The organism is Flagellimonas sp. (assembly GCF_965222555.1).
GTDB lineage: Bacteria > Bacteroidota > Bacteroidia > Flavobacteriales > Flavobacteriaceae > Flagellimonas.
Map to the genome: position 1 here is coordinate 1418233 of NZ_CBDCUG010000005.1, position 11830 is coordinate 1430062.

Annotated in this window: 10 protein-coding genes and 1 tRNA gene; 5 read left to right on the forward strand and 6 right to left on the reverse strand. The window is 39.3% G+C overall.

What is annotated here, in order from left to right; translation table 11 throughout:
• Positions 1–4 precede the first annotated feature (4 nt).
• The 6 genes from ACOQO1_RS14770 to ACOQO1_RS14795 all read right to left on the reverse strand — a co-directional run bounded on the left by ACOQO1_RS14770 (position 5) and on the right by ACOQO1_RS14795 (position 4573).
• Positions 5–349 (reverse strand): cupin domain-containing protein, encoded by a 345-nt coding sequence (locus ACOQO1_RS14770; RefSeq protein ID WP_420603649.1) that lies wholly within the window; start codon positions 347–349, stop codon positions 5–7.
• On the reverse strand, positions 346–1113 hold the full coding sequence (locus tag ACOQO1_RS14775) for a UDP-2,3-diacylglucosamine diphosphatase (protein WP_420603650.1): 768 nt from the start codon (positions 1111–1113) through the stop codon (positions 346–348). The genes ACOQO1_RS14770 and ACOQO1_RS14775 overlap by 4 nt, the downstream gene beginning before the upstream one ends.
• Positions 1114–1158: 45 nt before the next feature.
• Entirely contained in the window at positions 1159–1608 is a 450-nt protein-coding gene (locus ACOQO1_RS14780; RefSeq protein WP_420603651.1) for a 6-pyruvoyl trahydropterin synthase family protein, read from the reverse strand.
• Between the two features lie 169 nt (positions 1609–1777).
• Positions 1778–2545 (reverse strand): enoyl-CoA hydratase/isomerase family protein, encoded by a 768-nt coding sequence (locus ACOQO1_RS14785; RefSeq protein ID WP_420603652.1) that lies wholly within the window; start codon positions 2543–2545, stop codon positions 1778–1780.
• A gap of 180 nt (positions 2546–2725) precedes the next feature.
• On the reverse strand, positions 2726–4060 hold the full coding sequence (locus ACOQO1_RS14790; RefSeq protein ID WP_420603653.1) for an MATE family efflux transporter: 1335 nt from the start codon (positions 4058–4060) through the stop codon (positions 2726–2728).
• Between the two features lie 12 nt (positions 4061–4072).
• Positions 4073–4573, reverse strand: a complete 501-nt coding sequence (locus ACOQO1_RS14795) for a GNAT family N-acetyltransferase (protein ID WP_420603654.1) — start codon at positions 4571–4573, stop codon at positions 4073–4075.
• A gap of 53 nt (positions 4574–4626) precedes the next feature.
• Here ACOQO1_RS14795 and ACOQO1_RS14800 point away from each other — a divergent pair, with 53 nt between their 5' ends.
• The 5 genes from ACOQO1_RS14800 to ACOQO1_RS14820 all read left to right on the forward strand — a co-directional run bounded on the left by ACOQO1_RS14800 (position 4627) and on the right by ACOQO1_RS14820 (position 11829).
• A complete protein-coding gene (locus ACOQO1_RS14800) occupies positions 4627–5421 on the forward strand; it encodes a universal stress protein (protein WP_420603655.1) in 795 nt (264 codons plus the stop codon).
• A 64-nt stretch (positions 5422–5485) separates the two neighbouring features.
• A tRNA-Ala gene (locus ACOQO1_RS14805) sits at positions 5486–5562 on the forward strand.
• A 243-nt stretch (positions 5563–5805) separates the two neighbouring features.
• Positions 5806–6264 (forward strand): hypothetical protein, encoded by a 459-nt coding sequence (locus ACOQO1_RS14810; protein ID WP_420603656.1) that lies wholly within the window; start codon positions 5806–5808, stop codon positions 6262–6264.
• A gap of 77 nt (positions 6265–6341) precedes the next feature.
• The gene (locus ACOQO1_RS14815) at positions 6342–10673 is read left to right on the forward strand and encodes a CusA/CzcA family heavy metal efflux RND transporter (protein WP_420603657.1); all 4332 of its coding nucleotides are present in this window, start codon (positions 6342–6344) and stop codon (positions 10671–10673) included.
• A 10-nt stretch (positions 10674–10683) separates the two neighbouring features.
• Positions 10684–11829: an efflux RND transporter periplasmic adaptor subunit gene (locus ACOQO1_RS14820; protein WP_420603658.1), complete on the forward strand. Its 1146-nt coding sequence runs from the start codon at positions 10684–10686 to the stop codon at positions 11827–11829.
• Position 11830: the final 1 nt, after the last annotated feature.

Genomic DNA, 11830 nt, shown 5'->3' on the forward strand with positions numbered 1-11830 from the left:
ATAATTAAGCGGTTTCGTGATGTCTATCACCTCGGGTTGTTGGTTCTGAAATCACAATGAATTCCAAATCTTCCGATTGGTCGTTCCGAATTTTGTGCTTTGTTTTCGAAGGGATATGGATTCCTTCCCCATTTTCTACATGAATGACCTCATCTTCAATTTCAAAAGTTGCAATTCCTTTTAAAATTCTGAAAAACTGCTGGGCATGCAGATGGTAGTGTTTTTGTTCCTGAGTATGGGGAGGCATTAATTCTTCAATGATACTCAGACTTTCAGTGTTCACCATATACCAACCACTACAATTATCTCCCCAATGATAATGCTCGCTGTTCTTTTTTGATTTTATCATCCCTCCAACTTTTCCAATGACAGTTTTTCCCCATCAAAAACGGCATAGGTAAAATAGGAAATCCAATCGCCTAAATTGGTGTAGGTAGATTTTTCGTTCAATTTGATTTCCATAGGAAGGTGACGATGTCCAAAAATGAAATGGTCGTAATGCTCGGTTTCCAATTTTCGTTTGGCGTATAGAATGAGCCATTCCTTATCCTCACCCAAAAACGTTGCATCTGCATCTCCGGAAATAATTTTGTTGTTTACGGAGAGGTGTTGACCCAATCGTACGCCCAAATCGGGGTGCAACCACTTGAACAACCATTTGGCCAATGGATTGGTAAAGACCTTTTTCATTCGCTTAAAGCCTTTGTCATGTGGTCCCAAGCCATCACCATGACCTAAAAAGAAGGAAGTACCATTGATATTATACTGTTGCGGCTTGTGGTACACCGGAATATTGAGTTCTTCCTCAAAATAACCATTCATCCATAGATCGTGGTTGCCCACAAAATACGTGATTTGGATGCCCATGTCAGACAGCTCGGCAAGTTTTCCAAGCGTTCTCGTAAAACCTTTTGGGACTACGGTCTTGTATTCAAACCAAAAATCAAAAAGATCACCCATTAAAAAAATGGCAGCTGCATCATCTTTTATGGAATCCAACCAGGCCACAAACCTTTTTTCCCGCGGTAAACTATCCTTGGCAGTGGGTGCACCTAAATGGTTGTCACTGGCAAAATAAACTTTTTTACCTGATGGAATGGTGATGTTTTTCATTTGCCTGTAAATATAAGAATTACCTCTTGGGGATGTTGCAATGGATCAGTTGTCCGATGCATACCACTCAGCAAAGGAGGTTTCCGTTTCTTGAAGTTTGATGGAATGCAGTTGGATGTTTTCTGGGAGTCGGGCCTTTATTTTTGATGCAAAATCGATGACCATATTTTCACTGGTGGGCTGGTAATCGGCTAAAATAATGCTATGACCTCTTTCCGATAATTCGTTGGCAAGTTCTACGTGAGGGGAATTCTTATTGAAAATGGTAGCGTGGTCAAATTGGTCCACAATTTCTTCATTCACAATTTTTTTAAGGTCGCCAAAATCGATGACCATTCCATGTTTTACATGATCTGCGTCAGAAATGGGCGTGCCAATAACGGTTACGGAAAGTTTGTAGCTGTGTCCGTGCACATTTCTACATTTGCCATCGTACCCGTAAAGGGCGTGACCCGCTTCAAAATTGAACTGTTTGGTGATTCTGATTTTTCCCATTAGGATGCCTTAGAATGCAAAGGTAACAATCGTTAAAGGGAATCTTTTGGCTACCGCTTAAATTTTCTTCTGTTGCGAAACCGGGTAATGAGATAAACGGCTATTACGAGAAAAGCCACTAAGGGTAGAACGACATCACTATTTAAAAAAGAAAGAATTTCCATCATGACTACTTCTTAAACTTCTCCAGTGCGTTTTTAGTATTTGGAGATAAAGAAAGTCTTCCTGAAGCTTCTGCACGTTCTATCAATAATTTATTCCAGTGTTCTGTGCCTTCCCAGAGTATCTGCTTCATTTGGGTCAGAGCTTCGGGATTGTAAGATGCCAATTTTTGGGTATGGAAATCCAATTCCTTGTCCATTTCAGCAATGGAATCGAATACTTTGGAAAACAATCCTTTTTCCTTGGCCCAGTAAGCATTTTTCCATTCAGTTGGATTGAGGGATAGTTCTGCCAATCCTGCTTTTCCAATTTTTCGTTCCACAGCTGGCGCTATGACCAAAGGTGCAATACCGATGGAGATTTCTGATAATTTTATGGAAGCTGCTTCCGTAGCATAAACATAATCGCATGCCGATGCCAAACCAACTCCTCCGCCAACGGCTTTTCCTTGAACTCGTCCAATAATGGGTTTGGCACAGGTTCGCATGGCATTGATCACATTGGCGAAGCCACTAAAAAAAGCTTTTCCCTCTTCAAGATTGGATATGGCGACCAGTTCATCAAAGGAAGCACCAGCGCAAAAAGCACGTTCCCCTTCGGATTTTAAAACAATCAAAGAAACATCGGAGTTTGTTGAAAGCTTATCAAACTCATTGGCCAAACGTGCCAATAATTCGGATACAAATGAGTTGCTGGCCGGATGTCCAAACTCTACAGTAGCAATCCGATTTTCAATTTTGGTGTAAAGGCTTCCGTTGACTCGATTTGTGGACATTGGATTCAATTATCAATTATCAATTAACAGTTGTCAGTTGTCAGTTGTCTGAACTCTGAACTCTGAACTCTGAACTCTGAACTCTGAACTCTGAACTCTGAACTCTGAACTCTGAACTCTGAACTCTGAACTCTGAACTCTGAACTCTGAACTCTGAACTCTATATTAAAGAACACTAAATTAACTGTTTTGTACCAAGGGCTTGAACTTTCTTCTAAATTTCCATACCAAAGCAAGTCCGCGAATCAGCATCCAAACCACAAAAGCAATCCAAATGGCGTAAAACCCCCAACCCAAATATTTGCCCAGATATAAGGTTGGAATAAAACCTAAAAAAGTGGCAGAGAGCAACACATTTCTTAAATACTTCATTTCACCCAGTCCTTTAAAAAGACCGTCAAAAACAAAGGCCAGGGTATTCATGGGCAATCCCAAAATCACAATAAAAAAGATGCCATAAAAAGTGCTCAAAACAACAGCTTCATTTGAAAAAATGTGACCAATGGGTCTGTAGAAAACAAATCCAAAGACCATCAATACAAAACTGATGATCATTCCATAGGTGATGATTTTCTTAGCCAATTTCCATAACCCTTTATAATCATTGGCACCTAATAGTTTGCCACCCATGCTGTTGCCGGCAGCACCGTATCCATCAATAAAAAAAGCGGCGAACAACCAAAGGTTGATAGCTATGGTATGGGCGCCTATAAAACGATCTCCAAGTGCAGTGGCTTCACGAACGGCAATGATCAATGCTGCATTCAAGGCCAAAGCCCGTACAAACAGGTTTAGGCTCATGAAAACCAAACGCTTGAGCTCCTTGTTTAGTGGAAAAACAAGTCTTAAACTTATATCGGTTTTTTTCAACAATAGAATAAAGACCAAAATGGCCATTACGGCTTGTGAGATCAAACTGGCCCACGCGGCTCCATCCAAATACATGGCTGGAACAAGACCATCAATACCATAAACGAAGATGAAATCCAAAATAATATTGAGCACAGCACCGATTAGTGCAATTATCATGGGATAAAATGTATTCTGAAGTCCTCTAAAAATACCAAATATGGCAAATGTGAACAGCGTCAGTGGAAATCCCCACACGCGAATGGAATAATAGGAAATGCAGTATTCCAATATTTTCCCACTTGCCTCGAACAGACTAAAAATTTCTTCGACAATAAAAATGGTAGATAACAGTAATACAATACTCAATAGAATATTGAAGAAAATGGCTTGGGCAGGGAGGTTCTTGACCTCTTCCAACTTTCCGGCACCCAAATATTGTGAAATAATGGCAGAAATGGAACTTCGCGTTTGTCCCAAAACCCAAATGAGCATGGAGAGAAAGGAACCAACAATACCAGCCGCTGCCAACGACTCCAATCCATCTACAGGAATATTGCCCACAATAGCCGTATCGGTAATGGAGAGTATGGGTTCTGCAATGCCTGAAATGGTTGCCGGAACCGCTAGTCGGTTTATGGTTTTAAAATTGACTTCTGTTCTCAAAGTCGATGCAAGTTACAGCACTAATTCATAACAATGAAAGGGATGTTCACTTTGTTTGGGAAAAAAGATATCGCCCAATCTTTGATATCCCCGTTGCTCATAGAAACGTTGATTGCGCTTGTTCTGGGAAAAAGTATCCAATCGCACTGACTTAAAGCCATTTGTTCTGGAAAATTCTTCCGCGAAATCCATCATTTCCTGAGCAAATCCCAAACCCTGATAATCAGGATGGATACAAACACGGTGGATGTAAGTGCTATTCCCATTAGGGGTAAGCCATTGTATGGGAATGTATTCGGCATCCATGTGTGTGGAGATGACAATGGCCCCAATAAGCTGCTCTTGGTATATTTTGACGTAAAGTTCTTCTCTTTTTAGGTCGTTTAAAAATGCATTCTTGGAGGGGTAATGTTCATTCCACTGATAAATTCCATTGGCTTCCATTTTAAGGGCACACGCCTTGGCAATGTCCAGTAAATCCTTAATTTCGGATATCTTTGCAGGTCTAATCATGCATTGGTTTCAATTAAATTGTAAATTTAAGCTATAATCATAACCGCCAAACAATGAATAATATACTGGTACCCATTGGAACTTCTCCTAACGCATCGGACACATTACAATATGCTATTGACTTTGCTTCCAACTTTGGAGCAAAGGTTTTTGTAATGGATGTTTTTTCAGTTACCTCTGGGACTGGGAGTCTTGCCAATGTTGCGGAAAAAGTGGCCAAAAGCAGCAAAGATCGTTTGAAAGACATTATTGATGCTGTGAACACCAATAATGTGGAGCTAAAAATAGCAACCTACAATGGAGATATTATTGATGGCCTTAATGATATTAACAAAGAACTGGGGATTGACCTGATCATAATAGCGCCACGCAGTAATGATATTAAGGAGGGACTTTATTTGGGGAATACCTCTGGTAGAATAGTTAAGCAGACCAATCTTCCTACGCTGATAGTTCCAAAAGGAACGACATTTAAACCCATCAAAAAAATAATGACTGCCTTTGGGTCGGGAATTTTAAAAAGAAACAGGATATTGAACCCTTTGATTGCCGTTAAGGATAAATTTAGATCTAAAATAGGCTTGTTATTGGTGAAAAGACCAGGATATTCAGAGGAGGATCTTCAGATAAACACAGCACTTTTGGATTTAAGCGAAAAGCTGACCATTACTGAACAAGCAACAACGTATTTGGGTGTTTTGGAATATTTTCAGAAGGAAAACCCAGATATGTTATGTGTGTTTAGACGAAAAAGAGGTTTTTTCAAGAAGCTTTGGGAAAAAAACACCATTCCAAAGGCCGAATTTTTTGTGCCTATTCCGGTATTGGTGCTAAGCGTTAAAAAGTAGCAGTAAGTTAAAAAGTTCCATTTTGAAACTTTGTAAAAATGTCTTTCCTTTGCGACGCTCTAAGGGGGGATTAGCTCAGCTGGCTAGAGCGCTTGCCTGGCAGGCAAGAGGTCACCGGTTCGACTCCGGTATTCTCCACCAAGTAAATAGAAGCCTTCACAGATGTGAGGGCTTTTTTGTTTGTTGGAAGGTACAGTTTGCCCACACTTTTCTTTAAGGTCAAGTAAAATTGACCATAAATAGAGCCAAAATCTATCAAACCATTGTAGATTTTATCTGCGTTTTTTGGAAGTTATTTTTAATTTTTTAGAAAAGGAACTTACCCCCCCCCTCATATTGCGAAAGTACCATTAGACGTTTTCATTTTATATCTTATTTGCTAAAGTGAACTTAAATTTTGGTTACGACTTTAGAACGCTCAACCAATTTGTTAACTTTGTGGTAGTGAACAAACTATTTTCAATATCGTTATCTTTTTTGGTCCTGTTGCAAAGTTTTGGATTGCACTTTGATGATTTGGTGCAGATTGATGAGTTTGTAGAACATGCCCAATTTCATAATGAGCAATATGGAGACAATGTCATAGTATTTATTTCCAAACATTACGGCAAACTTAAAGCCGACCACGAGAAAGAACATCAAGAAGAGGAGCAAGAACATGAAGAGCTCCCATTTCAACATCAATCACATACCTCTTGTCTTACAGATTTTACCTTAAACACATACATTACCGAGCTTAAGGCTCCTGAATTTTCAGAATTTAGCGCTGCTGATTTTTATTATCAAGCATCTACCTCCTCCCTTCACTCTAAAGGACTCTTTCAGCCACCTCGGCTTTCATAAAGTAATCAGAATAATTCATTTAGCACTAGGTCATAGCACTGACTTGGTGCGATTCACGTTGATTATATTATGAAAAAATGCTATCACATATTATTAAATTCAGTATAAAGAACAAGTTTATTGTTCTGTTGTTCACAACCTTTATTATAGGATTTGGGTTGTATTCATTATCACAAATACCCATTGGTGCGGTACCCGATGTAACCAACAATCAGGTTCAGGTGATTACAACATCCAGAAATTTATCAACTCGGGATATGGAACAGTTCATCACCTATCCCGTGGAGTTGGAAATGGCAAATTTGCCCGGGGTACAAGAGATTCGTTCTATTTCCAAATTTGGAATATCTGTTGTTACCATTGTTTTTGAAGATAAGATGGGAACCTACCTGCCCAGACAGCTCATAGCCGAAAAAATCAAATCTGCATCAGAAAAAATCCCTAAGGGTTTTGGCACACCCGAAATGGGCCCTATTACCACTGGTCTTGGAGAAATCTACCAATACATTCTGGATGTTAAACCGGAGTTTAAAGACAAATATACCGCTACCGATTTGCGAACCATACAAGATTGGATAGTGAAACGGCAGCTTTCTGGAATACCCGGGGTAGTTGAGGTCAATACATGGGGTGGTTTCTTAAAACAATATGAGGTGGCCATCAATACGGAAAAACTAAATGCGATGAATATCACCGCGCATGATGTTTTTTCTGCTTTGGAGATGAACAATAGCGTTTCAGGCGGCGGGTATATTGAAAAAGTAAATCAAGCATTTTTCATTCGTGGGGAAGGACTCGTTTCTTCACTTGAGGATATTAAAAACATTGTCGTTAAAAATGACGCAGGGATTCCCATTTATATAAAAGATGTTGCCAAAGTAGGTTTTGGAAGTGCTACGCGTTTTGGAGCCATTACAGGAAACGGTGAAGGTGAAAAAGTACTGGGCCAGGTTATGATGCTCAAGAATGCCAACTCCAAAAAAGTTATTGAAGCGGTTAAGGAACGTGTTGCTTCCATTTCAAAATCATTACCCGAAGGGGTCTATATCAATGCATTTCTTGATCGTAGCGAACTTATTGCAAAAACAACTTTTACGGTTACGGAGAACTTGATTCTTGGATGTCTCATTGTAATTTTTGTGGTGGTATTGTTATTGGGCAATTTCCGTTCAGGGTTGGTTGTAGCATCGGTTATTCCTTTATGTCTGCTATTTGCCTTGTCCCTAATGTACTTGTTTGGGGTAGATGCCAACTTAATGAGTTTGGGTGCTATTGACTTCGGAATCATCATTGACGGAGCAGTAATTATTGTTGAATTCATTGCTTTTCAGATTACCCGGAAAAGAGATGAGATCAACACTTTCACTAAAACAGAACAACAAGAATTAAAAGATAAGATTACTTTTTCAGGAGCTTCAAAAATGATGAACTCGGCCATCTTTGGTCAGCTCATTATTTTAATTGTTTTTATCCCAATTTTATCATTGAGCGGGGTAGAAGGAAAAATGTTCAAGCCTATGGCATTGACCTTCAGTTTTGCCCTTATTGGGGCAATGATTTTTTGCTTTACCTATGTCCCTGTTGTGGCATCCATATTCTTAAAACCGTCCAATGTAACCGATAAAAATATATCAGTACGATTAATGAAATGGATCAATAAAGGATATGATCCTGTTATCCATTGGGCATTGCAAAGTAAGAGGTTGGTGCTGGGAATCGCTACGGCACTTTTGGCCATTTCAATATATCTATATACTTCCATGGGCAGTGAGTTTGTACCGACTTTGGACGAAGGTGATTTTGTGATTCAACCTGTCTTGAAAACGGGAACCTCATTGAGCAATACCGTAAAAATCACCACAGAAATCGAAAAAATACTGCTAAAAGAATTTCCAGAAGTAAAGCAGGTTGTCACGCGCATTGGGGCTGCTGAGGTTCCAACCGATCCCATGTCCATGGAAGAAAGTGATATCATAATTGTGCTTAAACCAAAAAGCGAATGGACGTCTGCATCATCCAAAGATGAGTTGGCGGACAAGTTTAAAGAGGCGCTTGCTGTTATTCCCGGAATGGAAGTTGAATTTACCCAGCCTATTGAGATGCGATTCAATGAGCTTATTACAGGAGTGCGTGCCGATATTGCCATTAAGGTTTTTGGAGAGGATTTGGAGGTACTGGCAAAAAAAGGAAATGAAATAGGTACTTTGATTGAAAATATAAGGGGAGCAGCGGATATCACTGTGGAAAAAATAGTCGGATTACCTGAAATGAGTGTGCGTTATAATCGTGCTAAAATTGCTAGATACGGCCTCAATATTCGGGAGTTGAACGATATGGTGTCCATGGGATTTGCTGGAAAATCAGCAGGGAGTGTTTTTGAAGGTGAAAAACGGTTCGATTTGGTGGTTCGATTGGATAAACAAAAACGGCAAGACATTGACAATCTTAAAAACCTATATGTTGACTTACCCGCTGGTGGAAAGATTCCGCTAAGTGAATTGGCCGATATCAGTTATAAAAAGGGAGCTGCAAAAATTTCCCGTGATGATACGCGTAGAAGGATTGTTGTGGGAATCAATGTGCGCAATCGTGATTTACAATCCGTAGTTGATGATATACAGGAGTTAATTGATTCAAATATAAAATTGCCCGTAGGTTATACCATTACCTATGGTGGTCAGTTTGAGAATTTGCAGAGCGCTAAATCAAGATTGATGGTAGCGGTACCCATCGCCTTGATCTTAATATTCGTACTACTCTATTTTGCCTTTAAATCTGTAAAAGAAGCTTTAATGATTTATTCAGCGATTCCGTTGGCTGCTGTGGGTGGGGTTTTACTGTTATGGATTAGGGATCTACCGTTTAGTATTTCCGCAGGGGTAGGATTTATTGCCCTGTTCGGTATTGCTGTGCTTAATGGAATTGTATTGATAGAACACTTTAAAGAACTAAAACAACAAAATTTTGACAGCATGGAAGCCCTGATAAAACAAGGCACAAAAGATAGATTGCGAGCAGTGTTGTTAACCGCATCGGCAGCTGCGTTGGGGTTCTTGCCCATGGCAATTTCAACCAATGCAGGTGCTGAGGTACAACGACCCTTGGCCACAGTTGTAATTGGAGGTTTGATAACCGCCACATTATTGACCTTAGTGGTATTGCCGGTTCTCTATGCTTACTTGAATACGGACAAAAAAGAACATAACACTTCCAGTAAAGGGGCAATAACCGGATTGAGTATACTTGCGTTATTGTTCTCCATGAACGCAACAGGTCAGCAACAACCCAAAACGTTGCAAGAACTCATTCCTTTAGCCATTGAAAACAATGCGACGTTGAAAGCAAGTGAATTAAAAGTGGAACAGTCAGATGCCTTGATCAATAGCGCATTCAACTTTGATAAGACACAACTTTATTATCAGTTTGACGAGAACAATTTGGCATTGAACAATGAGCCGCTTAGGGTATTTGGTATTCAGCAAGATTTTCGCTTTCCTACCGTATATTTTTCAGAAAGGAAGGTAAATAAGGCCCGTTACCATGTTGTTTCCAGCACCTATGACATTCATAAAAAAGGATTGGAAAGAAAAGTGACAGCCAAATATTATGAATATCAAATCGCTAGGGAAAAGGAACGGGTCTATCAAAGATTGGACAGCCTGTATTCCAATTTTTCCAGGGTGGCCACCAGACGATTTGAGTTGGGAGAAACCAATTATTTGGAAAAAATAACGGCATCATCCAAACAAAAACAAATACAGCTTAAATATGCACAGACAAGGAAGGATGTTGCCATTGCATACAGGAATTTGCATAAAATCATTCAATCAGAGGACAGCATTCAAATAGTGGATGAACTTGTACTCAAAATCCCGCTAAAAGCATTGGATATAGATGGTAGTCCTGAAATAAATTACCATCAAAACAGGGTTTCTTTATTTGAAGCGGAAAGGCGTTTTAAAAAACAACAGTTGTTGCCGGATATCGGTCTTGAATATTTTCAAGGAACAAATTCACAGCTCAATGAAAGTTTGTCCGGATATCAATTGGGAATTAAAGTACCTATTCTCTTCGGAGGCCAATCATCCCAAATAAAAGCAGCTCGTTTTGCGGAAGATGTCGCAATAGCTGAGTCCAATGAATATGTAATTCAACTGAATGCAAAGTGGAATACACTCAAAATGGAACTGGCACAACTTCAAAAAACGCTGGACTATTATGAGAATGAAGGCACTGCGCTTTCAGATGAAATTTTAAAAACGGCCAATGGCAGTTTCAGAAACGGAGAAATCGACTTTTATCAATTCATCCAGAGCTTGGAAAGTGCTTATGAAATAAAATTGGATTATTTGGAAAAACTCCAACTGTACAACCAAACCGTTATTGCCATCAATTTCCTAACCTTATAAATACATTGTTATGATACAAAACCTATATAAAATAGTAGCATTAAGTCTTGTTTTTACCTTATCCAGTTGTGGCGGAAAAAATAAAGCATCAACTGGCATCGAATCAGGAAACGAAGAACAAAAAGATAGCCGCATACAAGTGACACAAGCTCAATTTGAACAAAGTGGAATGACTTTGGGAACCATGGAAGAAAAGAATGTACCTGCCAGAATCAATGTAAATGGGATGATTGATGTGCCTCCGGGCAACAGGGTAGTGGTAAATGCTTTTATGGGAGGGTATGTCAAAACTACACCTTTACTCATTGGAGATAAGGTTCGTAAAGGTCAGGTGCTGGTCACTATTGAAAATCCTGAATTTGTGGCCCTGCAACAGGAATATATGGAGGTCAATGGGCAACTCACCTATTTAAAGGCTGAATATGAAAGACAGAAAACCATGACCGAAGAAAACATCACCTCACAAAAAAGCTATCTAAAGGCCGAAAGCGATTATAAAACTGCAGTAGCAAAGCACACAGGATTGGGTAAGCAACTACAAATGCTTAATATTTCTCTTTCAAATGTCTCACAAGGCAATTTCAGTTCTGTGGTAACCATATATGCTCCTATTTCTGGCAGTATCACTAAAATGAATGTAACAAAAGGAACCTACGTTTCGCCAGCAATGTCTATTTTGGAGATTATTGACAACGACCACATTCACTTGGAGTTATCAGTTTTTGAAAAAGATATTATGAAGGTGAAAAAAGGTCAGGAGATCGATTTTAAAATTCCCGAGGCATCTACGGACACTTTTAAAGCCAAAGTACATCTTGTAGGAACAGCAATAGAGGAAAACCGAACGATAAAAGTACACGGACACCTAGAGAATGAATCGGAAAGTAATTTTTTAACAGGGATGTTTGTAGAGGCAAGTATTTATACTGATTATGAAACTGCAAAGACATTACCCAGTGAAACTGTTATCGAAGTGGATGAAATCCCTTATGTATTGGTATTGGATAAAAAGGAAGGAGACACATATTATTTTTATAAACAAGAAGTTACGGTAAAATCAAGATCGAATGGGTATATAGCTATTGAAAACATTGAGAGCTTTGGTCCGAGCACACAATTTTTAACTAAGGGAGCTTTTAGTTTGCTGGGAAATTAAT

Coding starts and splice junctions, on each gene's coding strand:
- ACOQO1_RS14815 (WP_420603657.1), top strand. CDS start 6,342: ATGCTATCACATATTATTAAATTCAGTATAAAGAACAAGTTTATTGTT.
- ACOQO1_RS14770 (WP_420603649.1), bottom strand. CDS start 349: ATGATAAAATCAAAAAAGAACAGCGAGCATTATCATTGGGGAGATAAT.
- ACOQO1_RS14775 (WP_420603650.1), bottom strand. CDS start 1,113: ATGAAAAACATCACCATTCCATCAGGTAAAAAAGTTTATTTTGCCAGT.
- ACOQO1_RS14795 (WP_420603654.1), bottom strand. CDS start 4,573: ATGATTAGACCTGCAAAGATATCCGAAATTAAGGATTTACTGGACATT.
- ACOQO1_RS14800 (WP_420603655.1), top strand. CDS start 4,627: ATGAATAATATACTGGTACCCATTGGAACTTCTCCTAACGCATCGGAC.
- ACOQO1_RS14820 (WP_420603658.1), top strand. CDS start 10,684: ATGATACAAAACCTATATAAAATAGTAGCATTAAGTCTTGTTTTTACC.
- ACOQO1_RS14780 (WP_420603651.1), bottom strand. CDS start 1,608: ATGGGAAAAATCAGAATCACCAAACAGTTCAATTTTGAAGCGGGTCAC.
- ACOQO1_RS14785 (WP_420603652.1), bottom strand. CDS start 2,545: ATGTCCACAAATCGAGTCAACGGAAGCCTTTACACCAAAATTGAAAAT.